The following is a 24,493-nucleotide window of genomic DNA, read 5'->3' on the forward strand; positions in this document are numbered from 1 at the left end:
CGTACAAGTTGACGGGCGGAGGGAAGTCCAGCCCCTTCCTTCATATCTCTGAGTGTGTTAGGGTAGGTAGTAACACGTGGACGCCGGAGCCGCTTATTTGAGTTCCGCCCATGAGAGACATCTGTGCTATACTAGTAGTTAGTTCGGAAGTGAGGACCAGTCACCAAGGAGAACCCGAGACTTACAAGTTTGCGATCCCCCGGAATTGGTTACTGGTCCTGACCTCTTCCCGGGGGATTTTTTTTGGGTGATTGAACGTGGTTGGCCGGGAGGCGTACCCACTATTAGACGCTAGTCCATAAGGGCAAGGACTGTAAGAAAGAGCACCTGGGTAGGCTTAACCCACGTACAACAGCCTCCACGTCAGCACTCGGCTATACCACTAGGGCCACTGTAGCGAGAATATGGGAGTGACACCCGCTGACGTGTCGGAAAGAAGCGCATGTTACATACAACCTCTGTAACACGAAAGCCTAACAGCCTGGAAAGCGATCTACTGTTGTTCCCCCCGCCCTCTCGGAAGTAATGCCCCGAGGCTCACGCTATTGAGCAGGTCCCTCAGAACATAGCCCAGTCTGTTGACTGGTTCTGAGGGAGGGGGGATTGAGGTGTATCTCAAACTAGAGAAGAGAGGGCAAGTAGAGTAGGTTCGCTTCGCTCACAACGACTCCCTACGGTCGTCGTCTGGTGAGGATGTCGCTGAGCAAAGGAAGAGCATACTCTTCATTGGAGAGTCTGTCGCGCCACCCACAGAAGTTAGGCTACTTCTCACCCCTTGCCCAGAGTAAAGGAAATCCCTCGATGAGACTCTATGACCCCGCACGGGTTGGATTTCTATTCGATTAGGTGGCTGTCCCCTTTGGTTAGTTACTTTCCGCCGGCGAGAATGTTAAAGTTGGTCGTGCATGCTTGATAGCTGCCTCATGCCTGCTCCGTCGGTAATTAGCGCGCCCATTTGAGGATCCTCCTTGGGCTACAGAACGTATCCATGCAACCAAGTGGGAGGTCTGTTGTCGGGACTCGACCTGATACGGAGTCGAACCCGACCAGACGTGCACACGGTCCGGCTCCTACCTTGGTTGTAGCAAACGGTCCTTTGCTATAAACTGAGAACATGCGTAAGCGGTCCGAGAGAGTCCTTGGTTACCTGCGAGTCTCCACTGAGGAACAGGCTGCTTCGGGCCTTGGTCTAGCTGACCAGCGCGCGGTCATCGAGACAGAGGCTCAGCGACGCGGTTGGCACGACCTTCATCTCCTCATGGACGACGGCTACAGCGCGAAGAACCTGCAACGTCCCGCCATCGGAGAGGCACTGGCAGCCCTTGCCAGCGGTGACGCCGGAATCTTGGTGGTCAGCAAGCTGGACCGTCTCTCCCGCTCTCTCCTGGACTTCGCCACGCTGATGGACCGTGCTCGGCGTGAGGGTTGGCAACTCGTAGTCCTAGACCTGGCGCTAGACACCACGACACCCAGCGGGCAACTCATGGCCAACGTCATGGCCTGCTTTGCCCAGTACGAACGGCAGTTGATCGGGCATCGAACTAGCGCTGCCCTGCAGCAGAAGAAGGCCCAAGGGGCACGCCTGGGGCGCCCTAGGAGCCTCCCCGCTTCCGTCGTGAGAAGAATTGTGGAGGAGCGTGCCGGCGGGGCGACGCTTACCGCTATCGCCGCTGGTCTAGACGCAGACCATGTCCCCACAGCCCAGGGCGGCGTTCGCTGGTACCCGGCAACCGTAGCTGCCGTGCTGCGCTCGCACAGCCTCGACGTCTATACGGCAGCGGCAGCGCCGGTTGGGGATGGCCAGGTAGATCAGACAACGGCGAGGTTGTGAGCTTGGTGGTGCCGCCGACGATGCAAGAGTGCCCTGTCAAGCACGCACACATGCGACTCTTGGATTGTCATGTGCAATGGCACGCGCTCGAGAACGCGTACATGACGCCCGATGACTTTCGACTGCAGTTGAACAATCTCATACAGAATCTCCGAAACGTCAGTTGGCTCGTCCAAAAACAGAAAAGCAGCTTCCCGGACTTCGGCTGGTACAACGCCTGGGTTGAGGCTATTGCAGACGACGCACTCATGAGGTGGGTCAAGAAGTCGAGAAATCGGATCGTGAAAGAGGCAGACTTAGAACTGCTTAGCCAGGCTAAAGCGTCGCTGATCCTAGATTGGCTGAACGAGGTGGTCGTCACTCTCGACGTGCCTCCCCGGAGGACGACCCAGGAGATACTAGCGCTGCTGCGAACGCGTTGGAATGGGATGCCCGGCGTGCTGACCGTCGAACGCCAATGGATCGACAAGGCGTTGCCAGGCATAGAACTCTTGCGAGCTACTGCGCATGCGTATGGTCAGTGCGCTCACCTGCTGGCAGCAGCGCACGTGAATAGTGGCGCCACTTCATGCAATGTGGCGGGTCGGACCCGTGAGTGCGTGACGGGGGGTGTACCTGACGGGGGATCGCCTGACTGCATGCTCAACGTCCCCGGGAGCCGGCGTCTACACGTCGCGCTGGCGACGGGAACAGAACTGGAAGAGTCGCACGTGCGAATAAGTGCTGAGTCGAAACCGACGGAAGATCCCTACGGAGCGCTAGACATTAGAGGCGACGCCATCAGAAGTCTTCCGGCGGTCTTCGAGTATGGCCAGAAGGTTCTCCGCAAGGACGGCTACCATCACACTTACGGCTGGATCTTCCGCGGGGACAGCGTCGTGTCGGTGGTTGCGCTAATGTTTGGGGACCAGAACGGCAAGTACCTCTCGTTTAGGGACCTTGCCGACGAGGTGAGGCTTCGAAGGGGCGACAGTGTGCTGGTAGTTGGCGAGACGTGGATGGCTCTACTTGACAATGCGCACACTGCTGGAATCCCTGCGCGGGAGCGTCCAGACAGGATTGAGGCCTTGGGGGCCACTGCTGTCAGCAGAGACGGCCGGGTTCTCTCCTGGACTCAACCGTTTTTCCGGGACGAGTCGGGAGAGATTATCTTCGAAGACCACACTGTCAAAAGCGACAGTATGCAGACAAACAGCCTGATGCCAGTGATCCGTATGTGGGAGCAGGGCTTGTAACTTCCTGTCACTGCCGCTACGCACAGTGACTCGACGCTTCGCTACCGGCCTCGTAGGATGAACCTCCACGCTAGATGGCGCTCGGAGTCGTGGACGTTCATCTGGCACCCGTAGGTGCGCACCTCGTACGTCCGGGCCACGATCCCCCAGGGTACGGCGCGGCGCGGCTCCGGCCGGCCCCGTCGCCAGGTTGATCGTGGGCTCGTGGCCGGTCGCTGCGGCGAGCCGGTCACCACGGGTGGGCACAGGCACGCCCCGCTGCGCAAGCGACACGCCGAGGGAAACCTCCAGTAATCCTCAAGAACATTGACCTCGGGCGACTTTCAGGCGTTGTGTCCCCTTCGTCCCGTCATAAGAACCAATGGAGGCTCTTGTGCGACGAAGGATCACCGTTCCCCTGACGCTCACGCTGGCCGCGGGCGTCCTCACCCCGGTCGGCGCGACCGCTGAGGAGCCCCTACCGACACCGGAGTCGGTCATCGGCTGGGCTCCCTGCGCCGACTACCGGATCACGACGTACGAGCGGACGATGGAGTACTTCCGCGCCCTCGACGCCGCGAGCGACCGCGTCCAGCTCGTCGACGTGGGGACCACCACCGAGGGCCGCCGTCAGCAGATGGCGATCATCTCCTCGGAGGAGAACCTCGCGAACATCGACGAGCACAAGGCGACCGCGGAGCGGCTCGCCCGGGCCGAGGACGTCGACGAGGCCGAGGCCAGGACGCTCTCCTCCGACGGCAAGGCCGTCGCCTGGGTCGACTTCGGCATCCACACGACCGAGATCGCCCCGCACCAGCTGGCGCCGCGGTTCGCGTACAACCTGGCCAACTCCGAGGCTGCCGACGTCCGCCGCATCCGCGACAACGTGATCACGATCGTCGTGCCGAGCATCAACCCGGACGGCCAGACCTACCTCGCCGACTGGTACGCCGCGAACCGCGGCCGGGCGTGGGAGATGCGGCTGCCCGAGCTGTACCAGCACTACGCCGGGCACGACAACAACCGCGACTGGTACATGTTCAACCTGGACGAGACGCGCAACATCGGCAACCAGCTCTTCAACGAGTGGTACCCGCAGGTCATGCACAACGCCCACCAGACGGCCCCGAACCCCGCGCGCATCTTCATCCCGCCGTTCGAGGACCCGGTCAACCCGAACATCGACCCGCGCGTGACGCGCGGCGTCAACCTCATCGGCAGCGCGATGTCGCGCCGGCTCGACGACGAGGGCAAGGCCGGCGCGGTGTCCAACGTGCAGTTCGACATGTGGTGGAACGGCGGGCTGCGCTCGACGCCGTACTACCACAACATGATCGGCATCCTCACCGAGACCGCGCACGCCAACCCGAACCCGGTGGTGAACAACCCGGCCAACTTCCCGGCGACGTTCGCCAACGGGGAGTCGACGCGGATCCCGTCGATCTTCTACCCGAGCCCCTACCTGGGCGGCGAGTGGCACCTGGCCGACAGCTGCGCGTACATCGAGTCCGCGACGCTCGGGATGCTCGACGTCGTGGGCGAGAAGCCCGACGAGTTCCTCTACAACATCTGGGCCATGGGGTCGAAGGCCATCGCCGACGGCTCCGACGAGCTCTACGTCATCCCGGCCGACCAGGCCGACACCGGCACCGCCGCCCGACTGGTGAACGTGCTGCGCCACGGCGGCATCGAGGTCGAGGCCGCCACCCGGGCCTTCACGCTGAACAACACGACCTATCCGCGGGGCAGCTGGATCGTCCGCGGCGCGCAGGCCTTCCGCGCGCACCTGACCGACATGCTCAACCCCCAGGAGTACCCGCTGCGGCGGACCGGCCCGGGCGGGCCGATCGACGCGCCGTACGACATCACCGGCTACACGCTGTCGTTCCAGATGGGCGTCGACGTCGACAAGATCGAGGGCGACATCAGCGGCGTGCGGATCCGCACCGAGCCGGTCGACGTGGCCGTCCCGCCCCCGGGCACCGTCGACGCCAACCCGGGCTTCGCCTGGGCGCTCGACCCGCGCGACAACGCGACCTTCACGGTGGTCAACCGGATGCTCGAGGCCGGCGAGACCGTACGCCGCGTCCCGACGCCGATCTCCACCTCGCTCGGCAGCTGGCCGGCCGGGGCCTTCCTCGTCGAGGAGGACCGCGGCACCCGCGGCCGGCTGCGCGCGGCGGTGCGCGAGCTCGGCGTGACCACGGCGAACGTCGCCACGGACCCCGGTGGCACCACCGTCGTCGAGAAGCCGCGCGTCGGGCTGTACCACGCGTGGGGCGGCAACATGGACGAGGGCTGGACGCGCTACCTGCTCGAGGACTTCGAGCTGGACTACACCCGGCTGCACGACGCCGCCGTCCGCGCCGGCAACCTGCGGGCGAGCTACGACGTCATCGTGCTGCCGGACGCGACGCTGTCGAGCATGCAGAACGGCCTCGCCGCCAACGCGATGCCGGCGCAGTACACCGGCGGCATGACGGCGGCCGGCGTGCAGAACCTGCGCACCTTCGTCGAGCAGGGCGGGACGCTGCTGACGTTCGACACGGCCTCGCAGCTGCCGATCCGGGCCTTCGGGCTCCCGGTCACCGACGTGACGACCGGCGTGGACGACGAGGAGCTCAACATCCCCGGCTCCGTCCTCGGGATCGACGTCGACAACACGCACCCGGTCGCGTACGGGATGCCGGCCGACGCGTCGGCCTTCTACGACGCGAGCCACGCGTTCACCTCGACCGACCCCTCGGTCCGCACGGTCGCGACGTACGCCCCGGCCGACGAGCTGCTGAGGAGCGGCTTCGCCATCGGCGGCGAGCTCGTCGCGGGCAAGGCCGCGGTCGTCGAGGCCTCGCTCGGCGAGGGCCAGGTCGTGATGCTCGGCTTCCGCGCCCAGCACCGCGCCCAGGCCCACGGCACGTTCAAGCTCATCTTCAACTCGCTCTACCGCTGAGCGGGCTGGACCGGCAGTGACACGGCTCGGGGCCGGGAGCGCCACGGCGGCGCTCCCGGCCCCGAGGCCGGTCAGGGGTGGGACGTCAGGGCGTGGTGCAGGTGGTCGTCGCCGTGGCGTTGACCGGGGAGTACAGCGCCCGCGTGTCGAGCAGCAGCGGGATGACCGAGGCCGACTCCTGGGCCATCGAGACCCGGGCGCCGCCGTTCTCCAGCGGGGTCACGGCGACGCCGTGCCGCTCGAGCAGGCCGCCAACCTCGGCCAGCTGCGCGCCCGTCAGGGTGTACGCGCAGGGCGGGGTGAGCGCGATCTCGTTGGTCGCCGGCAGCTCGTTGTCCGCGCCCGCGAAGGCGAACGCGTCGATGTTGCTCGCCCAGCGCGTGGTGGCGCTGGCCCGCGACAGGTCCGTGGCCGCGGTGATGTCGCGGCGGGTGCGGTTCTTCGCCACCATGGCCAGCGTGCCGTCGATCGCCCGCGCCTGGGTCTCCACCCGCCGCTTGCGGTTCAGCGTCGGGTCGGCCTGCTCGGCCGCGTTCTGGTTGGCGGTGTAGGACTCGACGAGGATGCCCAGCGCGTGGTGCAGGCCAGTCGCGTTGCGCAGGATGCGCTCGTCACCGTCCCCGGCGCTCTGCGCGACCTGCTTGCCGTTCTTCACCGTGATGCCGTACTGGTTCGTGGTGAAGCCGCCGGCCTCGACGCTCGGCGCGACCCACTCGACGTTGAGCTCGTGGGCCAAGTCGTGCACGGCCTCGTGCACGTTGCGGTTGCGCGGCCACATGTACGTGATGTCGGTCCGCGGCGCGCTGGAGTACTCGTGGGTGTCGTGCACGAGGTCGGGCTTGCGCTCGCGGAACAGCTTCGCGATCGTCTGGGCCTCGAGGCTCTCGAGCTCGAGGTGGTCGCGGTTGATGTCGATCCCGTCGGAGTTGGCCCGGGTGTTGGCGGCCCGGCCGTCCGGGTTCACGGTCGGGACGAACAGCACGGTGACGTCCTGCAGCATCTTCACGACCGCGGGGTCGTCGGCCAGCGCGAGGTCGCGCAGCTTGACCAGGCAGCCCTCACGGGCGGCGGGCTCGTTGCCGTGCTGCAGGCAGGTGAACAGGACCGTGGCGTGGTCCTTCATGCTGCTGTTCTTGGGCGTGCCCTTGATCTCCACCAGCTGGATCGGCCGGCCCTGCTTGGTCGTGCCGACCTGGCTGATGCTCGTGCGCGGGCTCGCCGCGTCGAGCGCGGAGAGGAAGGACTGCTCCTCGGCAAGGCTCGTCCAGTTGGTGGCCCCGTTGGCCTCGAACGGGGTCGGGTACTGGGCGGCGAGGGACGGGACGCTGAAGCTGGGCGCCGGCGTGTCCGCACTGCGGACGCCGTAGGCGACGCCGGTGCTGACCGAGGCGGCCAGGGTGGTTGCGAGCGCGGAGACGGCTAGGGCACGAGGTCGCACGGTTCCTCCGGAACAGGTCTGTGGATGGACGGCACGGACGGTCGGCGGAGCGGAGCACGATGAGGCCCACACGGCGGCGCCGCTGCGCGGGGATCGGCAGCGGCGTCGAGGGGCCGCCTCCCCCTCCGGTCGGCCAGGACGGCCCGGAGCGAGAGGCTGGGGCGGACGGTAGACCGGATAAATCCGGACTCCCACGAATCTGAGGAAAGCCTGAGGGTGGAAGCTGAGAGGATCGGCCCCGTGCCAGAGCCGCCGCGTGCCGCGCCCGGGGCGCGCCGGCTGCTCCGTCGCACCCTGCGGGGCGTGCGCCTCCACCCCGGCCGCACCGCCTTCCTGCTGCTGCCGCTCGCCCTGCTCGCGCTCGCGGTCCGGCTGCTCGTCCCCCCCTCGTCCCCGGAGGCCGGCGGGGCGCTCGTCATCGCCACCGGGGGCGTCAAGGGCGTCTACTTCGAGTACGGCCGGGCCGTCGCCGCTCTCGCCGAGTCCGAGCTGGACGGGGTGTCCGCGCGCGTGGAGCCCACGACCGGCTCGGTCGAGAACATCCGCGGGCTGGTGGCCGGGCGGTTCACCGTCGCGTTCAGCGCCTCGGACGTCGCGGCCGACGCCGTCCGCGGCCGCCCGCCCTTCACCGCGCCGCTGCCGCTGCAGGCGCTCGGCCGGATCTACGACGACTACGTCCACCTCGTCGTGCCGGCGTCGTCGCCCGCGCAGTCGGTGCGCGACCTGGTGGGCCAGCGCGTCTCGCTCGGGTCGCCGGGCTCCGGGACCGAGGTCATCGCCGACCGGGTGCTGGCCGCGGCGGGGCTCAGCCGGGACGACGTGCGCGAGCGCCACCTGAGCCTCAGCGACTCGGCGGACGCGCTGCGCGCCGGGAGGCTCGACGCCTTCTTCTGGTCCGGCGGCCTGCCCAGCGGCGGGGTGACCGAGCTGGCGGCCTCGCTGCCGATCCGGCTGCTCCCGCTCGGCGACGCCGCCGAGCAGCTGCGCGAGCGCTACGGGGCGTCCTACCGCACCGCCCGCACCCCCGCTGCGACCTACCGCGGGGTCGAGCCGGTCGAGACCATCGCCATCGCGAACTACCTGCTGACCCGGCCCGACGCCCCTGCCGGGCTCGTCGAGGGGCTGACCCGGCTGCTGTTCGACCTGCGCGACGACCTCGCCCGCGACGTCCCGCTCGCCGCGCGGCTCGACCGCGGCGCCGCGATCTTCACCGAGCCGGTCCCGCTGCACGCGGGGGCCGAGCGCTACTACCGGCGGGTCAAGGCCTGACCGGCCCGGCTGGGGACCGAGCTGCGAGCACCCCGGCCGGTGCCGCGTCCACCGACCGGCGGTGGCCGGGCACGGCGGGCGCCGCCGGCGCGTCGACCGTCACGGCCAGCCCGCCCTCGGGCCGGTTCGCCACCGTGAGCCGCCCGCCGGACCGCTCGAGCAGGGCCCGCGCGATCGCGAGGCCGAGCCCGGAGCCCGGCACGTTCTGGTGGCCCGGGCTGCGCCAGAACCGGTCGGTCGCCCGCCCGACCTCGTCCGCCGCGAGCCCCGGGCCCTCGTCGAGGACGGCGACCCCGCACCGGCCGCCCGCGCACTCCACCCGCAGCGTCACCGTCGCGCCCGCGGGGCTGAACTTCAGCGCGTTGTCGATGACGGCGTCGAGCGCACTGGCGAAGGCGGTCGGGTCGAGCACGGCGTACGCGTCGGCCTGCGTCCGCACGTCGATGCCCAGCTCGCGGGAGTCCGCGACGACCTGCCAGCAGTCGGCCCGGGCCGCGACCAGCGGCGCGAGCGCGACCGGCTCGGGCGCCGCGACGGAGCGTTCGGCTCGGGCCAGCGCCAGCAGGTCGTCGAGCAGCACGGTGAGCCGGCGCCCCTCGTCGCGGGCCTGCTCGAGGTCCTCCTGGCACCCCTCGGGCAGTTCGAGGCCGAGCCCCTCGATCCGCAGCAGCAGGGCGCTCAGCGGGTTGCGCAGCTGGTGCGAGGCGTCCGCGACGAACGCCCGCTGCTGCTCGACGTACGCCTCGACGTGGTCGGCCATGTCGTTGAACGCCAGCGCGAGCCGGCGCAGCTCGGGCGGGCCGTCGTGCGCCGGCGTGCGCGCGTCGAGCCGGCCGTTCGCGATGGCGTGCGCCACCCCGTCGAGCTCGTCGACCGGCCGCAGCACCCAGCGGGCGGCCCCCAGCGCCAGCCCGACGGCGACGACGAGCGCCGCGATCGCCCCCGCGGCCAGCGCGGCCCACGAGCGCAGCACCGCGGCGTCGGCCCGGCCGGTCGGGGCCACGACGACGACTGCGCCCACCGTGTCGCCCGCGTCGATGACCGGGGAGGCCACCACGATCGGACGGTCGTCCCACGGCCAGCGGAAGCCGACCCCCGCCGACGTGCGTCCGGACAGCGCGGCGTCCAGCGCCGGCCGGGCCACCTCGGCGTCGAGCACCGTGCCGGGCGCGGAGCCGATCGCCACGCGCCCGGCCGGGTCGACGACGGCGATCGTCCCCGCGTACACCTGCTCGTAGCGCTGCAGGTCGGCCGCGAGCGCCCGGGCGTCGGCGGGCGTGCGAGCCTCCCGGGCCAGGCTGACCACGCGGGCCACGTCGTACGAGCGGTCGAGGAACACCGCCTGCAGCGCGTTGTGCGCGAGACTGCGACCGAGCGCCACGCAGGGCACGACGAGGGCGCCGGCCAGCAGAGCCAGCAGGACCGCCAGGAGCCGGGCGCGCACCGTGGAGCCGGGTCAGGCCAGCACGCGGTAGCCGACCCCGCGGACCGTGACGATGGCCTCCGGGACGCCGAGCTTGGCCCGCAGCGAGGCCACGTGCACCTCCAGCGTCCGCTCGGTCCCCTTCCAGCTGGTGTTCCACACCGCGCCCATGAGCTGCTCGCGGCGCACGGCGATGCCGGGAGTGCGGGCCAGCACGGCCAGCACCTCGAACTCCTTGCGGGTGAGGAGCACGTCGCGCCCATCGACGCTGACCGTGCGCGCGTCGAAGTCGAGGACGATCCCGCCACCGAGGGTGACCGTCGCGGCGCGCGGCGTCGGGACGGCCGCGTGCTGCGCCCGCCGGGTGACCGCGTGGATGCGGGCGATCAGCTCGCGCAGGTCGTACGGCTTGGACAGGTAGTCGTCGGCGCCGATCGAGAGCCCCCGCAGCCGGTCGGCGACCTCGGACCGCGCGGTCACCATGATGATCGGCACGTCGCTGCGGTGGCGCAGCCGCTCCCCCACCACGAAGCCGTCGACGTCGGGCAGCCCGAGGTCGAGCAGCACGACGTCGGTGTCGGTGCCGGCGCCGAGCGCCTGCTCGCCGTTGCAGGCCCGCCGGACCTCGAACCCGTGCCGGGCGAGGACGCTGCACAGCGCTCCGGCGACACGGTCGTCGTCCTCCACCACCAGCACCCGCAACACGCCACCTCAAGTTCGGCTCAAACAGGTGACAGGAGCGTATAGCCGGGCTTAGCGTCCGTCAGCATGCTGAGCGGACAAAGCAGCGTGCGATGACGGCGCTCGAGAAGGAGCCCACCGTGGTGCCCGGCGCGCCGCCCCTCGTGACGCTTCGCGGGGTGCAGAAGCACTTCGGCGCGCTCCACGTCCTCAAGGACATCGAGCTGTCCGTGCAGCCCGGGGAGGTGGTCGTGGTCATCGGGCCGTCGGGCTCCGGCAAGTCGACCCTCTGCCGCACCATCAACCGGCTCGAGCCGATCGACGAGGGCACGATCGAGGTCGACGGGCGGCCGCTGCCGCAGGAGGGCAAGGAGCTCGCCCGGCTGCGCAGCGACGTCGGCATGGTCTTCCAGTCGTTCAACCTCTTCCCGCACAAGACGGTCCTGCAGAACGTGACGCTCGGGCCGGTCAAGGTGCGGCGGCGCAAGCAGGAGGAGGCAGAGCGGCGGGGGCGGGAGCTGCTCAAGCGCGTCGGGGTGGCCGACCAGGCCGACAAGTACCCGACGCAGCTCTCGGGCGGCCAGCAACAGCGTGTGGCGATCGCACGGGCCCTGGCCATGGAGCCGAAGGTGATGCTCTTCGACGAGCCCACCTCGGCGCTGGACCCCGAGATGGTCAACGAGGTCCTGGACGTCATGACCAGCCTCGCCCGCGAGGGCATGACCATGATCGTGGTCACCCACGAGATGGGCTTCGCCCGCCGGGCGGCCAACCGGGTCGTCTTCATGGACGCCGGGCGCATCGTCGAGGAAGCGCCACCGGAAGAGTTCTTCACCTCCCCCCGGTCGGACCGGGCACGCGACTTCCTCTCGAAGATCCTCACTCACTGACCCTCGCCGGCGGGCCGTGCGCCCGCCTCGACGTAGGAGGCACCACACCATGCGGATGCGCAGAATGGCCGTCCTGGCCATCGCGAGCGCGCTGGCCCTCTCGGCCTGCGGCAAGGACTCCGAGGAGGACGAGGGCGGCGCCGCGGCGCCGGCGCCCTCGGCCGCCACGGGCGTGACCCTCGAGGGCTCGCCGACGTTCGACAAGATGACCGCCGCCGGCAAGGTCGTCATCGGCGTCAAGGAGGACCAGCCGAACCTGGGCTTCAAGGACCCGACGACCGGCGAGTACTCCGGCTTCGACATCTCCGTCGCCAAGTACATCGCCTCCAAGCTCGGGTTCGGCGAGGACAAGATCGAGTTCACCGCTATCCCCTCGGCCAACCGCGAGACGGCGATCCAGGGCGGGCAGATCGACTACTACGTCGGCACCTACTCGATCACCGACAAGCGCAAGGAGCAGGTCTCCTTCGCCGGCCCGTACTTCATCGCCGGCCAGGACCTGCTCGTCCGCAAGGACGACACCTCGATCACCGGCCCGGACTCCCTCGACGGCAAGACCGTCTGCTCCGTCACCGGCTCCACCCCGCTGCAGCGGATCCGCGAGGAGTACGCGGGGGCCAAGACGATCGAGTTCCAGAAGTACTCCCAGTGCGTCGAGCAGATGCTCGCGGGCCAGGTCGACGCCATCACCACCGACGACGCCATCCTGCTCGGCTACGCGGCCCAGCAGCCCGACGAGCTCAAGGTCGTCGGCGCGCCGTTCAGCGAGGAGAAGTACGGCGTCGGGCTCGCGAAGGACGACAAGGTCCTGCGCGACAAGATCAACGACATCCTCGAGGAGATGGAGACGTCCGGGGAGTGGCAGCGCGCCTACGACGCCACGCTCGGCCAGTCCGGCTCCACGGCGACGCCGCCGGCACTCGAGCGCTACTGACCCCTCAGCAGCTGCGAGGCGTCCACGGGCGGGCCCACCTCTTGACGGAGGTGGGCCCGCCCTATGGCGCGAAGAACGCTTCTGTGTAGGCCATTTCGGCCATAGCTTCGCGAGAGGAGCCGCCCGGTGCTGGAGACCCTCACCGACAACTGGGACCTGTTCATCGAGGCGTTCCGCACCACGGTCGTGCTCCTGATCATCTCGGGAGCCATCGCGCTCGTGGCGGGCACGCTGCTGGGCGCCATGCGTGTGTCACCGGTCCCCGCGCTGCGCGCGGCCGGGACGGTGTACGTCACGCTGCTGCGCAACACCCCGCTGACGTTCGTGTTCTTCTTCGTCGCGTTCGGCTTCCCGCGGCTCGACATCCGGTTCAGCTACTTCGCCTTCGCGGTCATCGCGCTGTCGTCGTACACCTCGGCCTTCGTCTGCGAGGCGGTCCGCTCCGGCATCAACACCGTGCCGCTCGGGCAGGCCGAGGCGGCACGCGCCATCGGCATGACCTTCGGGCAGACGCTGCGCGAGGTCGTCCTGCCGCAGGCGCTGCGCAACGCAGTCCCGCCGCTGATGAGCGTGATCATCGCGCTGGCCAAGAACACGACGATCGCCTCCGGCTTCGGCGTCATGGAGGCGGGCGCCATCGGCGCCACTCTCAACGAGCGGGGCTATCCCGCCTTCGACGCGATGATCTGGGTGGCGGTCGGCTTCATCATCGTCGTGCTGCCGCTGTCGCTGACCCAACGCCGGCTCGAGCGGAAGGTGGTGCGGTCGCGATGAGCACCGTCCTGTACGACGCGGCCGGCCCGCGCGCCAAGTCGCGCTACCGGCTCTACGGGCTCCTGACCACGGTCCTCGTGGCGGCGGCCCTGGCCTACGTGGTCTGGAAGCTGCAGCAGACCGGGCAGTTCTCCGGCCGCAAGTGGTCGATCTTCCAGTACGAGCAGGTCCAGCGGACGCTGCTCAGCGGGCTCGGCAACACGCTCAAGGCCGCGGCGACCGGCGCCGTCCTCGCCCTCGCCTTCGGCATCGTGTTCGCCTTCGCCCGGCTCTCGGACCGGGCGTGGGTCCGGGTGCCGGCCGGGCTCGTCGTCGAGCTCTTCCGGGCGCTGCCGGTCGTCGTCATGATCTTCCTGATCTACTACGGCACCCTCGCCAACGCCGGGTCGGCCTCGACGTTCTGGTCCGTGGTCGCAGCGCTGACTGTCTACAACGGCTCGGTCCTGGCCGAGGTCTTCCGCGCCGGGCTGGAGGCCGTGCCGCGCGGGCAGTCCGAGGCGGCGTACGCGATCGGCCTGCGCAAATCCCAGGTGCTGCGCATGATCCTGCTGCCGCAGGCGGTCCGGGCGATGCTGCCGGCGATCATCAGCCAGGTCGTCGTCCTGCTCAAGGACACCGCGCTCGGCTTCCTCATCACCTACCGCGAGCTGCTCACCGAGGCGCGCCAGCTGGCCAGCGCGCAGCGCTTCGAGTTCCCGACCATCCCGGTCGCGCTCGTCGTCGGGGCCGTGTACATCGCGATCTGCCTGGCGCTGTCGCTGTTCGCGACGTGGCTGGAGCGGCGCAACCGCGAGCGCGGGCGGCGCCGGACGGCGGGCAAGGCGGTGCAGATGGGTGCCGGCGAGCCCGACGCGGGGGCCTGACCCCGCTCCTGGACCGACCCGAGGCCCTTCCGCCGCCGACCTACCGGTCGGGGCGGGAGGGCCTCGTCGCTGTCAGCGGGCGACCTCGGTGGCGCGGCTCTCGCGCACGACGACGACCCGGATCTGGCCGGGGTAGGTCAGCTCGTCCTCGATCTGCTTGGCGATCTCGCGGGCCAGGACCTGGGCCTGGATGTCGTCGATCCGGTCCGGCAGCACCATGACGCGCAGCTCGCGGCCGGCCTGCATGGCATAGACCTTCTCCACGCCGTCGCGGCCGGCGGCGATCTCCTCCAGCCGCTCCATGCGCTTGACGTAGGCGTCGAGCGGCTCGCGCCGGGCGCCGGGGCGGCCGCCGCTGACGGCGTCCGCCGCCTGGACGAGGACGGCCTCCACCGTGCGCGGCTCGACCTCGTTGTGGTGCGCCTCGATCGCGTGCACGACGTCGGGCTCCTCGCCGTACTTGCGGGCGAGGTCGGCGCCGACGAGGGCATGACTGCCGAGGCTCTCGTGCGTGAGGGCCTTGCCGATGTCGTGCAGAAAAGCGCAGCGGCGCAGCAGGCCCGGGTCCAGGCCCAGCTCGGCGGCCATCAGCCCGGCCAGGTGAGCGCTCTCCACGAGGTGCTTGAGGACGTTCTGGCCGTAGGACGTGCGGTAGTGCAGCCGGCCGAGGATCGTGACGAGCTCGGGGTGCAGGTCGTGCACGCCGACCGAGACGACGGCGTCCTCGGCCGCCCGCAGGCAGCGTGCGTCGACGTCGCGCTGCGCCCGCTCCACGGACTCCTCGATGCGGTGGGGCTGGATGCGGCCGTCGAGCACCAGCGCCTCGAGCGCGGTCCGGGCCACCTCCCGGCGTACCGGGTCGAAGCTCGACAGCAGCACGGCCTCGGGGGTGTCGTCGACGATGAGGTTGACGCCGGTCGCCGCCTCGAAGGCGCGGATGTTGCGCCCCTCGCGGCCGATGATCCGGCCCTTCATGTCGTCGCTGGGCAGGTGGAGGACGGTGACCACGGCCTCCGTGGTCTGCTCCGTGGCGACCCGCTGGATGGCCGAGGTGATGACCTCGCGGGCGCGCGCGTCGCCCTCCTCCTGCGCCACCCGTTCGATCTCGCGCACCCGGATGACGGCGTCGCGCTTGGCCCGCTGCTCGGCGCCGGCCACGATCTGGGCGCGGGCCTGCTCCGCGGTCAGCCCCGCCGCCCGCTCGAGGATGCGCTGGCGCTCCTCGGCGACGTCGCGCAGCGCCTCCTCGCGGGCCGCCAGCTCGCTCTCCAGGGCGCGCAGCGCCCGCTCACGGGCCTCGGCCGACTCCAGCGCCCGTTCCAGCCGTTCCTCGCGCTCGTGCAGCCGCGCGGAGCGGCGCTCGAGGTCGTCGCGCTGGCGGCGCAGGTCCTCGCGGGCCGCCTTCGCGTGCTCCTCGGTCGCCTGCCGGTCACGCGCCGCGGCGGCGGCCGTCGACTCGGCGAGGGCGAGCTTGGCCGCGACGTCGGCCTCGGCGCGGGCGCGTACCTGCGCCGCCTCGGCCTGCGCCTCGGCCAGCAGGTGCGCGGCGCTCCGGTCGGACGCGCGCCCGCGCAGCACGAGCATCCCGAGGGTCACCAGCGCGGCGAGGGTGAGCACTGCGTAGACACCGAGCGCGACGTCGCTGTCCACCACAGCCGTCCCCCGTCCCTGTGCGGCCCCGGCGGCCAACGTGAGGGACCACGGTACGCCGGGTCACGGAAAGGTTGCGGTAGGACGTACCGCTCTGCGTGGTCACGTCCTCCACGGGGCGTGCCGGCCCCGGCAGCGACTCCCGCCCGCCGGGTCAGTCCTCCGCCTCGGGTCCGTCCGTCCTCATGCCCTCTCCGTCGACGAGGTCCGCGCCCTCCGCGGCGAGGCCCTCACGGGCGAGCCGCAGGGCGAGGCCCGGCGGGTGCCCCTTGCGGGCGAGCATCCCCACGACCCGGCGGAGGCGTACGTCGGGGTCGAGGCCGCGGGTGCCGGCGAGCTTGCGCGCGACCAGCCGGCGGACCGCGTCGTCGGCGGCCTCGGGGTCGAGCTCGTCGAACGCGGCCGTCACGGCCTCGTCCGCCACCCCGCGCGTGCGCAGCTCCTCGGCCAGCGCCCGGCGGCCGAGCCCGCGCCCGGCCGAGCGGCTCGTCACCCAGGCCCGGGCGAAGGCGGCGTCGTCGATGTAGCCGAGCTCGGTGAACCGGTCGAGCACCTCCCGGCCGGCGGCCTCCGGGACGTCACGCCTGGCCAGCGCCGCCTCGAGCTGCGCCCGCGTACGGGGCGCCGCCGCGAGCTGGTCGAGGACGACCTTGCGGGCGACGGAGACCGGGTCCGCCTCCGGCCCATCGACGGCCGGGGAGTCGGGGGCCGGCTCCTGCTGGTGCCGGCCCGCCCCCCGTCGGCGGTGCGTCGCGCGCGCCCCAGTCAGAAGTCGACCTCGGGCACGACGGCCTCGGCGGGCGCGTCGACGCGCGGCCCGACGCCGAGCTTCTCCTTGATCTTCTTCTCGATCTCGTCGGCCAGGTCGGGGTTGTCGCGCAGGAACGCGCGGGCGTTCTCCTTGCCCTGCCCGAGCTGGTCGCCCTCGTAGGTGTACCAAGCGCCGGACTTGCGGACGAAGCCCTGCTCGACGCCCATGTCGATGAGGCCGCCCTCCCGGCTGATGCCGATGCCGTAGAGGATGTCGAACTCGGCCTGCTTGAACGGCGGGGCCATCTTGTTCTTCACGACCTTGACCCGGGTGCGGTTGCCGACCGGCTCCGCGCCGTCCTTGAGCGTCTCGATGCGCCGCACGTCCAGGCGGATCGACGCGTAGAACTTGAGCGCCTTGCCACCGGTGGTCGTCTCCGGGCTGCCGAAGAACACGCCGATCTTCTCGCGCAGCTGGTTGATGAAGATCGCGGTCGTGCCGGTGGAGTTGAGCGCACCGGTGATCTTGCGCAGCGCCTGGCTCATGAGACGTGCCTGCAGGCCGACGTGCGAGTCGCCCATCTCGCCCTCGATCTCGGCGCGCGGCACGAGCGCGGCGACCGAGTCGATGACGATGATGTCGAGCGCCCCGGACCGGACGAGCATGTCGGCGATCTCGAGCGCCTGCTCACCGGTGTCGGGCTGGGAGACCAGCAGCGCGTCGGTGTCGACGCCGAGCTTCTTCGCGTACTCCGGGTCGAGCGCGTGCTCGGCGTCGATGAAGGCCGCGATGCCGCCCGCGCGCTGGGCGTTGGCCACCGCGTGCAGGGCGACGGTCGTCTTGCCCGAGGACTCCGGGCCGTAGACCTCGACGATGCGGCCGCGCGGCAGCCCACCGATGCCGAGGGCCACGTCCAGCGCGATCGCGCCGGTCGGGACGACCTCGACGGGCGCGCGGCCCTCGTCGCCGAGGCGCATGACCGAGCCCTTGCCGAACTGGCGCTCGATCTGGCCGAGCGCCGCGTCGAGTGCCTTGCCGCGATCGGCTCCGCGGTCTGCTGCTGGTGCCATGGGGGTCCTCCCGGGTCGAGCCATCGTCTTAGCCACGTCTCCAGACGCTAGGGCCGACCACCGACAACGCAGGCTGGGCGAGTGCGAGCTGTGGACAGACCGCGCCCCGGCGCCCCCTGTGGACGGCCGGCTGGGGTGCCGGCTCCCGTGCAGCGGGCGGCCGGCGGAGCCGCGCCCGAGCGGGAGCCCGAGCGCATCCAGTGAACCCGAACACGTGTTCGATCGCCAGGCAGACACGCCGCCCGGCCGCGACGGCTCCTCACCCGTCGCCGAGCGCCTGCGCGCCGGCCGCCGCGACGCGCTCGAAGGCGCCGACCATCGGCCGTGACTCCCCCTCCCGGTGCACGAGCGCGACCTCGCTGGAGACCCGGGACTCCGGCAGGGCCAGGCAGCGGACCTCCGGGCCGGCGATGGTGCGCACGCAGTCGGGGGCGATCGTGACCCCGAGCCCGGCGCCGACGAGCCGCAGGATGGTCAGCCAGTGCGTCGCCTCGTGGGCGGCGACCGGACGGAAGCCGTGCTCCTCGCAGATGCTCATCGGCTTCTCGTAGGCCCGCGCCCCGGCGCTGCGCGGCGGGAGGACGAAGGCGTCGTCGCGCAGCGCGCTGACCGAGGCGGACGGGGCGGCGGCCGCGGGATGCCCCGCGCCGACCACGGCGACGAAGGGCTCCCGGTGCAGGGGTGCCGCCACCAGGCCCGGGACGGGCTCGACGTCACGGACGACGCCGACGTCGACGGTGCCGTCGAGCAGCCCCTCCACCACCCGTGACGTGAAGGACTCGTGCAGTCGCAGCTGGACGCCCGGACTGGCCTCGAGGCTGCGGCGCAGGACGTCCGGCAGCAGCGTCATCATGACGGACCCGACGTAGCCCACGTTCAGCACGCCGGTCTCGCCGCGCCCGATGCTGCGAGCCTCGTGCACGTCGCGCTCGACGTTGCGCAGCGTCCGGCGGGCGCGGTCGAGGAACGCCTCGCCGGCGGGCGTGAGGCGTACCGACCGCGAGCTGCGGGCCAGCAGCGCGCACCCCACGATCTCCTCGAGCCGACGGACGGCCTGCGACAGCGGCGGCTGGGCCATGTGCAGCCGTCGTGCCGCCCGGCCGAAGTGCAGCTCCTCCGCCACGGCGACGAAGTAGCGCAGGTGGCGAAGCTCGATGTCCATATGCGCAGCGTCTCACTCGAGACGAACAAGATCCTGGACGTCCCGCAGCTGCGCCGGATGTCATGGAGGCATGGAGATCTCGACCCGCCCCCTGCAGACCGAGGCGGACGCCGCGGCCTTCCGCTCCCTGAACGAGGAGTGGATCAGCCGGTACTTCACGATCGAGCCCGAGGACCGGCGCCAGCTCGACGACCCCTTCGGCGTCATCGTGGAGCCCGGGGGCGAGGTGCTCGTGGCCGAGCTGGACGGTGAGGTCGTGGGCTGTGTCGCGCTGCGGCCCGCCGGCGACGGGGTCTACGAGCTGTCGAAGATGGCGGTCGCGCCCGCGCGGCGTGGCCGGGGCATCGGCCGGCACGTCATCGCAGCGGCCGTGGAGCGCGCCCGCGCGCTCGGGGCGACGTCGCTGTTCCTCGGCAGCTCCACCAAGCTCGCGCCGGCGGTGCACCTGTACGAGTCGTTCGGCTTCGTCCACGTTCCGGCGCAGACACTGCACATGCCGTACGCCCGGGCGGACGTGTTCATGCGGCTGGAGCTGGAGCCTCCGGCCGGCGGCGCGCCCGCGAGCCCGTCCACACCGTCCGCACCGGACGTCACGCGCTGACCCGCCGGGGCAGCGAGGTCAGCGCAGGCGCGGCGGAAGCCGCATCTCGGTGTGCACGACGCGCCACACGTCCTTGGCGTCCTCGCCCTGCTCGAGCGCCTCGTCGACGGTCCGCTGCCCGAGCCCGGCGAAGACGTGGTCGCGCGCCAGCCAGCCGGCCTGGGCCGCGCCGAAGGCCTCGACCATCCGCTCCCGGAACTCCGTCATCCGCACCCGTCCAGCATGCCTGCCCCCGGCAAACAGGCACGGGCGCTACGCCCAGAGCGAGCCGGCACCCCGGTCGAGGGGCCGTTGTCGGTGGTGCGGGGCATGCTGGCCGGGTGACCCGGAAGAAGGCGGCCGCGCAGGGCCCCGAGGACGTGCTCGCACGGTTCTCGGAAGCGACCCGCGCCTGGTTCACCGGTGCCTTCGCCGCCCCCACCGCGGCCCAGGCCGGGGCCTGGGAGGCGGTCAGCGGGGGCAAGGACGCGCTCGTCGTCGCGCCGACCGGGTCCGGCAAGACGCTGGCGGCCTTTCTCTGGTCGCTCGACCGCATCGCTGCCGCGCCCGTTCCCGACGAGCCGCTCAAGCGGTGCCGGGTGCTCTACGTCTCGCCGCTGAAGGCCCTCGCCGTCGACGTGGAGCGCAACCTGCGCGCCCCGCTCACCGGGATCCGGCAGGCGGCCGTCCGGCTGGGCCTGGACGAGCCGGACATCCGGGTCGGGGTGCGCTCGGGGGACACCCCCGCCGAGGAGCGCCGCGCGTTCGGGCGCCGCCCGCCGGACATCCTCATCACGACGCCGGAGTCGCTCTTCCTCATCCTCACGAGCCGCGCGCGCGAGGCGCTCGCCGGCGTCGAGTGCGTCATCGTCGACGAGGTGCACGCGGTCGCGGGCACGAAGCGCGGCGCGCACCTGGCGCTGTCCCTGGAGCGGCTGGACGCGATGCTCGACCGCCCGGCCCAGCGGGTCGGCCTGTCGGCGACCGTCCGCCCCATCGAGGAGGTCGCGCGGTTCCTCGGGGGGCGCCGCACCCCCACGGTGGTGCGCCCGCAGAGCTCCAAGCGGTTCGAGCTCGACGTCGTGGTGCCGGTCGAGGACATGGCCGACCTCGCCGAGACGGTGCAGGAGCACTCCGGGTCGGCGGCTGGCGCCGAGCGACGGGCCTCCATCTGGCCGCACGTCGAGGAGCGCATCGTCGACCTGGTCGAGGCGCACCGGTCGACCATCGTGTTCGCCAACTCGCGCCGGCTGGCCGAGCGGCTCACGGCCCGGCTCAACGAGATCGCCTGGGAGCGCAGGTCCGGGGAGGAGCTGCCCGCGGCAGGTGAGCTGCGGCCGGCCGAGATCATGGCGAACGCCGGCGCGTCCCGCGGCGTCGACGTGGAGATCGCCCGCGCGCACCACGGCTCGGTCAGCCGCGAGCAGCGCGCGCTGACCGAGGAGGCGCTCAAGGAGGGCCGGCTCCCGGCGGTGGTCGCCACCAGCAGCCTCGAGCTGGGCATCGACATGGGCGCGGTCGACCTCGTGGTCCAGGTCGAGTCCCCGCCCTCGGTGTCCAGCGGGCTGCAGCGCGTGGGACGGGCAGGCCACCAGGTCGGCGCGGTCAGCAAGGGAGTGATCTTCCCGAAGTACCGGGGCGACCTGGTGCAGACCGCCGTCGTCGCCGAGCGGATGGTGTCCGGCGACATCGAGGCGCTGCGCATCCCGCGCAACCCGCTCGACGTCCTGGCCCAGCAGATCGTCGCCATGTGCGCGCTGGACACCTGGGACGTCACCGAGCTGCTCGACCTCGTACGCCGCGCCGCCCCGTTCGCGGAGCTGCCCGCATCGGCCTTCGACGCGGTGCTCGACATGCTGTCCGGCCGCTACCCCAGCGACGAGTTCGCCGAGCTGCGCCCGCGCGTGGTGTGGGACCGCACCGCCGGCACCGTCACCGGCCGCCCCGGCGCACAGCGGCTCGCGGTCACCAGCGGCGGCACGATCCCGGACCGCGGGCTGTTCGGCGTCTTCCTCGCCGGCGGCGAGGGCCCGGCTCGGCGCGTCGGCGAGCTCGACGAGGAGATGGTGTACGAGTCCCGCGTCGGCGACGTCTTCACGCTGGGCTCGAGCAGCTGGCGCATCGAGGACATCACCCACGACCGGGTGCTCGTCTCCCCCGCCCCGGGCCAGCCCGGCCGGCTGCCGTTCTGGCACGGTGACGCGATCGGCCGCCCGGTCGAGCTGGGGCGGGCGATCGGCGCCTTCATCCGGGAGGTCGGCCGGCTCGACGCCGACGCCGCCCGCGCACGGGTCACCGCGGCGGGGCTGGACGAGCTCGCGGCGGGCAACCTGCTGGCGTACCTCGAGGAGCAGCGCGCGGCGACCGGCCACGTGCCGGACGACCGCACGATCGTGGTCGAGCGCTTCCGCGACGAGCTCGGCGACTGGCGCGTCTGCGTGCACTCCCCCTTCGGCGCGCAGGTGCACGCGCCGTGGGCGCTCGCGCTCTCGGCGCGGATGCGGGAGCGGCACGGCGTGGACGTGCAGGTCATGCACGCCGACGACGGCATCGTGCTGCGGCTGCCCGACATGGACGTGCTTCCCGCTGCGCTGCTCGAGGACGACGGCCCGGTGCGCAACGCCCCGCCCGCGGGGGCCGAGACCGCCGTCCTGGCTCCGGACGAGGTCGAGCCGATCGTCACCGCCGAGGTCGGCGGGTCGGCGCTGTTCGCCGCGCGCTTCCGCGAGTGCGCCGCCCGGGCGCTGCTGCTGCCGCGCCGTGACCCGGGGCGGCGTACCCCGCTCTGGGCGCAGCGCCAGCGCTCGGCGCAGCTGCTCTCGGTGGCCAGCCAGTACGGCTCGTTCCCGATCGTGCTGGAGGCCGTGCGCGAGTGCCTGCAGGACGTGTTCGACGTGCCCGGCCTGGTCGAGCTGATGCGGGGCGTGGAGTCCCGGCAGATCCGGGTCGTGGAGGTGGAGACCCCGGCCCCGTCGCCGTTCGCCCGCTCGTTGCTCTTCGGCTACGTGGCGCAGTACCTCTACGAGGGCGACTCACCGCTGGCCGAGCGCCGGGCCCAGGCCCTGTCGCTGGACCAGACGCTGCTCGCCGAGCTGCTCGGTGCCACCGAGCTGCGCGAGCTGCTCGACGCCGACGTCGTCGAGCAGCTCGACCGTGAGCTGCAGCGGCTGACCGAGGACCGGCGTGCCCGCGACCTCGAGGGCGCCGCGGACCTGCTCCGCCTGCTCGGGCCCCTGCAGACCGCTGCTGCGCAGGAGCGCGGCGTCGACCCGTCCTGGCTGGTGGAGCTGGAGGGGCGGCGCCGGGTCATCCGGGTGCGGATCGCAGGTGAGGAGCACTGGGCGGCGATCGAGGACGCCGGGCGGCTGCGCGACGCCCTCGGGGCCCCGCTGCCCGTCGGCGTCCCGGAGGCGTTCCTCGAGCCGGTCCGCGACCCGCTCGGGGACCTCGTCGCGCGCTACGCCCGCACGCACGGGCCCTTCGCCGCCGCCGACGCGGCCGCCCGCTTCGGCCTCGGCCCCGCCGTCGTGGTCGACGCCCTGCGCCGCCTCGCCGCGGCCGGCCGCGCTCTCGAGGGCGAGTTCCGCCCGGGAGCCAGCGGCACCGAATGGGTCGACGCGGAGGTGCTGCGCACGCTGCGCCGCCGCTCGCTGGCGGCGCTGCGCAAGGAGGTGGAGCCGGTCCCGACCCGCGCGCTGGCCCGCTTCCTGCCGGCCTGGCAGAACATCGGCTCGCCGCTGCGCGGCGCGGACGGCCTGCTGACCGTCGTGGAGCAGTTGCAGGGCGTCGCGCTGCCCGCCTCGGCGCTCGAGACCCTCGTCCTGCCGACGCGCGTCGCGGGCTACACCCCGGCGCTGCTCGACGAGCTGTGCGCCACCGGGGAGGTGCTCTGGGCCGGCGCGGGGGCGCTGCCCGGGGGCGACGGCTGGCTCTCGCTCCACCTGGCCGACAACGCCCCGCTGACGCTCGCCCCCGTCCCGGCGGACGCGGCGTCCACGCCGCTGCACGAGACCGTCCTCGACGCCCTGTCCCGCGGTGGAGGGTGGTTCTTCCGCCAGCTGTCGGACGCGGTCGGCTCGACCGACGACACCGCGCTCGCCGCCGCGCTCTGGGACCTGGTGTGGGCGGGCGCCGTCACCAACGACACCGTCGCGCCGCTGCGCACCCTGCTCGGGGGAAGCGGGGCCCGGCGGGCCCGCAAGGCCGCGCCGTCGAGGAGCCGCTACGGCCGGCCGCGTCCGGCGCTGCCCGCGCGCAGCGGGCCGCCGTCTGCCGCGGGCCGGTGGTCCGTGCTGCCCGGCCGCGAGATCGACCCCACCCGGCGCGCCACCGCCGCCGCCGACCTGCTGCTCGAGCGCTACGGCGTCGTCGTGCGCGGCGCAGTCGCCGCCGAGAGGTCCGAGGGCGGCTTCGCCGCGGCGTACCGCGTCCTCTCGGCCTACGAGGAGGCCGGCCGCTGCCGCCGCGGCTACTTCGTCGACGGGCTCGGCGCGGCCCAGTTCGCGCTGCCCGGCGCCGTCGACCGCATGCGCGCGCTGCAGGCGGCCGCCGAGCGCCGGGAGTCCGGCGTCGGCCCGACCGGCTGGGGCGCGGTGGGCGTGCGCCCCGGCGACCGGGCGTCGGACGGCCCGCAGGCGCTCGTCCTGGCCGCCGCCGATCCTGCCAACCCCTACGGCGCGGCGCTGCCGTGGCCGGACCGTCCCGGGGAGACCGCCGCCGGGCACAAGCCGGGGCGCAAGGCGGGCGCTCTCGTCGGCACTGTCGACGGCGAGCTGGTGCTCTACGTCGAGCGCGGCGGCCGGTCGCTGCTGACCTGGACCGAGGAGCCGTCGCTGCTGCAGCCGGCGGTGGACGCGCTGGCGCTCGCGGTCCGCGAGGGCGCGCTCGGGCGCATCACCGTCGAGCGCGCCGACGGGGCGGCGGTGCTGGCCGGGCCGCTCGTCTCCGCGCTCGAGTCCGCCGGGTTCGTGGCCACGCCGCGCGGCCTGCGGATCCGGGGCTGAGGAGGACGTC

Annotated in this window: 17 protein-coding genes and 3 pseudogenes; 10 read left to right on the forward strand and 10 right to left on the reverse strand. The window is 71.8% G+C overall.

Translation table 11 applies throughout. From position 1 onward, the window contains the following. The first annotated feature begins 1,114 nt into the window (after positions 1 to 1,114). The gene (locus G9H72_RS04665) at positions 1,115 to 1,831 is read left to right on the forward strand and encodes a recombinase family protein (RefSeq protein ID WP_166168262.1); all 717 of its coding nucleotides are present in this window, start codon (positions 1,115 to 1,117) and stop codon (positions 1,829 to 1,831) included. A 101-nt stretch (positions 1,832 to 1,932) separates the two neighbouring features. Continuing rightward, on the forward strand, positions 1,933 to 3,066 hold the full coding sequence (locus G9H72_RS04670) for a hypothetical protein (protein ID WP_166168265.1): 1,134 nt from the start codon (positions 1,933 to 1,935) through the stop codon (positions 3,064 to 3,066). 77 nt (positions 3,067 to 3,143) lie between these two features. Here the strand turns inward: G9H72_RS04670 and G9H72_RS23350 are convergent. After that, positions 3,144 to 3,332, reverse strand: a pseudogene (locus G9H72_RS23350) (hypothetical protein); the annotation flags it as partial. A 107-nt stretch (positions 3,333 to 3,439) separates the two neighbouring features. Between G9H72_RS23350 and G9H72_RS04675 the strand changes: the two are divergent. Continuing rightward, positions 3,440 to 5,995 (forward strand): M14 family zinc carboxypeptidase, encoded by a 2,556-nt coding sequence (locus G9H72_RS04675; RefSeq protein WP_166168268.1) that lies wholly within the window; start codon positions 3,440 to 3,442, stop codon positions 5,993 to 5,995. 85 nt (positions 5,996 to 6,080) lie between these two features. Here the strand turns inward: G9H72_RS04675 and G9H72_RS04680 are convergent, their stop codons facing one another. Next, entirely contained in the window at positions 6,081 to 7,433 is a 1,353-nt protein-coding gene (locus G9H72_RS04680) for a M14 family metallopeptidase (RefSeq protein WP_166168271.1), read from the reverse strand. 240 nt (positions 7,434 to 7,673) lie between these two features. Here G9H72_RS04680 and G9H72_RS04685 point away from each other — a divergent pair, with 240 nt between their 5' ends. After that, positions 7,674 to 8,702 (forward strand): TAXI family TRAP transporter solute-binding subunit, encoded by a 1,029-nt coding sequence (locus G9H72_RS04685; protein ID WP_166168274.1) that lies wholly within the window; start codon positions 7,674 to 7,676, stop codon positions 8,700 to 8,702. On the opposite strand, the gene G9H72_RS22785 is transcribed toward G9H72_RS04685, so the two are convergent. Next, complete coding sequence (locus G9H72_RS22785) at positions 8,692 to 10,146, reverse strand: sensor histidine kinase (RefSeq protein ID WP_166168277.1); 1,455 nt, start codon at positions 10,144 to 10,146, stop codon at positions 8,692 to 8,694. The genes G9H72_RS04685 and G9H72_RS22785 overlap by 11 nt on opposite strands. Before the next feature lie 12 nt (positions 10,147 to 10,158). Beyond that, the gene (locus G9H72_RS04695) at positions 10,159 to 10,827 is read right to left on the reverse strand and encodes a response regulator transcription factor (RefSeq protein WP_166168960.1); all 669 of its coding nucleotides are present in this window, start codon (positions 10,825 to 10,827) and stop codon (positions 10,159 to 10,161) included. 92 nt (positions 10,828 to 10,919) lie between these two features. On the opposite strand from G9H72_RS04695, the gene G9H72_RS04700 reads away from it, so the two are divergent. From G9H72_RS04700 to G9H72_RS04715, 4 genes are all read left to right on the forward strand, one after another. After that, the gene (locus G9H72_RS04700) at positions 10,920 to 11,696 is read left to right on the forward strand and encodes an amino acid ABC transporter ATP-binding protein (RefSeq protein ID WP_166168280.1); all 777 of its coding nucleotides are present in this window, start codon (positions 10,920 to 10,922) and stop codon (positions 11,694 to 11,696) included. Positions 11,697 to 11,745: 49 nt separating this feature from the next. Further along, positions 11,746 to 12,630 (forward strand): glutamate ABC transporter substrate-binding protein, encoded by an 885-nt coding sequence (locus tag G9H72_RS04705; RefSeq protein ID WP_166168283.1) that lies wholly within the window; start codon positions 11,746 to 11,748, stop codon positions 12,628 to 12,630. A 129-nt stretch (positions 12,631 to 12,759) separates the two neighbouring features. Beyond that, positions 12,760 to 13,404 (forward strand): amino acid ABC transporter permease, encoded by a 645-nt coding sequence (locus G9H72_RS04710; RefSeq protein WP_166168962.1) that lies wholly within the window; start codon positions 12,760 to 12,762, stop codon positions 13,402 to 13,404. Further along, positions 13,401 to 14,267, forward strand: coding sequence for an amino acid ABC transporter permease (locus G9H72_RS04715; protein ID WP_166168286.1), 867 nt, complete (start codon positions 13,401 to 13,403; stop codon positions 14,265 to 14,267). The genes G9H72_RS04710 and G9H72_RS04715 overlap by 4 nt, the downstream gene beginning before the upstream one ends. Positions 14,268 to 14,339: 72 nt before the next feature. Here G9H72_RS04715 and rny read toward each other — a convergent pair whose 3' ends face one another. From rny to G9H72_RS04735, 5 genes and pseudogenes are all read right to left on the reverse strand, one after another. Next, positions 14,340 to 15,917, reverse strand: coding sequence for a ribonuclease Y (rny, locus tag G9H72_RS04720; RefSeq protein WP_331271985.1), 1,578 nt, complete (start codon positions 15,915 to 15,917; stop codon positions 14,340 to 14,342). Positions 15,918 to 16,071: 154 nt separating this feature from the next. Beyond that, entirely contained in the window at positions 16,072 to 16,470 is a 399-nt protein-coding gene (locus G9H72_RS23355; protein ID WP_407939552.1) for a regulatory protein RecX, read from the reverse strand. Next, a pseudogene (locus G9H72_RS23360) lies at positions 16,471 to 16,686 on the reverse strand (RecX family transcriptional regulator); the annotation flags it as partial. A gap of 23 nt (positions 16,687 to 16,709) precedes the next feature. Next, positions 16,710 to 17,738: pseudogene (recA, locus tag G9H72_RS04730) on the reverse strand (recombinase RecA); the annotation flags it as partial. Between the two features lie 259 nt (positions 17,739 to 17,997). Then, complete coding sequence (locus tag G9H72_RS04735) at positions 17,998 to 18,900, reverse strand: LysR substrate-binding domain-containing protein (RefSeq protein WP_166168292.1); 903 nt, start codon at positions 18,898 to 18,900, stop codon at positions 17,998 to 18,000. A 70-nt stretch (positions 18,901 to 18,970) separates the two neighbouring features. Between G9H72_RS04735 and G9H72_RS04740 the strand changes: the two genes are divergently transcribed. After that, on the forward strand, positions 18,971 to 19,501 hold the full coding sequence (locus tag G9H72_RS04740) for a GNAT family N-acetyltransferase (protein ID WP_166168295.1): 531 nt from the start codon (positions 18,971 to 18,973) through the stop codon (positions 19,499 to 19,501). Between the two features lie 18 nt (positions 19,502 to 19,519). Here the strand turns inward: G9H72_RS04740 and G9H72_RS04745 are convergent, their stop codons facing one another. Then, positions 19,520 to 19,708: a DUF3046 domain-containing protein gene (locus G9H72_RS04745; protein WP_196790778.1), complete on the reverse strand. Its 189-nt coding sequence runs from the start codon at positions 19,706 to 19,708 to the stop codon at positions 19,520 to 19,522. Positions 19,709 to 19,821: 113 nt separating this feature from the next. Here G9H72_RS04745 and G9H72_RS04750 point away from each other — a divergent pair, with 113 nt between their 5' ends. Then, positions 19,822 to 24,483 (forward strand): ATP-dependent helicase, encoded by a 4,662-nt coding sequence (locus G9H72_RS04750; protein ID WP_166168301.1) that lies wholly within the window; start codon positions 19,822 to 19,824, stop codon positions 24,481 to 24,483. The last annotated feature ends 10 nt before the right edge of the window (positions 24,484 to 24,493 follow it).

Source organism: Motilibacter aurantiacus, assembly GCF_011250645.1.
GTDB classification, from domain to species: domain Bacteria; phylum Actinomycetota; class Actinomycetes; order Motilibacterales; family Motilibacteraceae; genus Motilibacter_A; species Motilibacter_A aurantiacus.

What these genes read in the sequence shown, in the direction of transcription:
- G9H72_RS04735 (WP_166168292.1), bottom strand. Translation starts at nt 18,900, where the DNA reads ATGGACATCGAGCTTCGCCACCTGCGCTACTTCGTCGCCGTGGCGGAG.
- G9H72_RS04700 (WP_166168280.1), top strand. Translation starts at nt 10,920, where the DNA reads ATGACGGCGCTCGAGAAGGAGCCCACCGTGGTGCCCGGCGCGCCGCCC.
- G9H72_RS04745 (WP_196790778.1), bottom strand. Translation starts at nt 19,708, where the DNA reads ATGACGGAGTTCCGGGAGCGGATGGTCGAGGCCTTCGGCGCGGCCCAG.
- G9H72_RS04705 (WP_166168283.1), top strand. Translation starts at nt 11,746, where the DNA reads ATGCGGATGCGCAGAATGGCCGTCCTGGCCATCGCGAGCGCGCTGGCC.
- G9H72_RS04665 (WP_166168262.1), top strand. Translation starts at nt 1,115, where the DNA reads ATGCGTAAGCGGTCCGAGAGAGTCCTTGGTTACCTGCGAGTCTCCACT.
- G9H72_RS04715 (WP_166168286.1), top strand. Translation starts at nt 13,401, where the DNA reads ATGAGCACCGTCCTGTACGACGCGGCCGGCCCGCGCGCCAAGTCGCGC.
- G9H72_RS04670 (WP_166168265.1), top strand. Translation starts at nt 1,933, where the DNA reads ATGACGCCCGATGACTTTCGACTGCAGTTGAACAATCTCATACAGAAT.
- G9H72_RS04740 (WP_166168295.1), top strand. Translation starts at nt 18,971, where the DNA reads ATGGAGATCTCGACCCGCCCCCTGCAGACCGAGGCGGACGCCGCGGCC.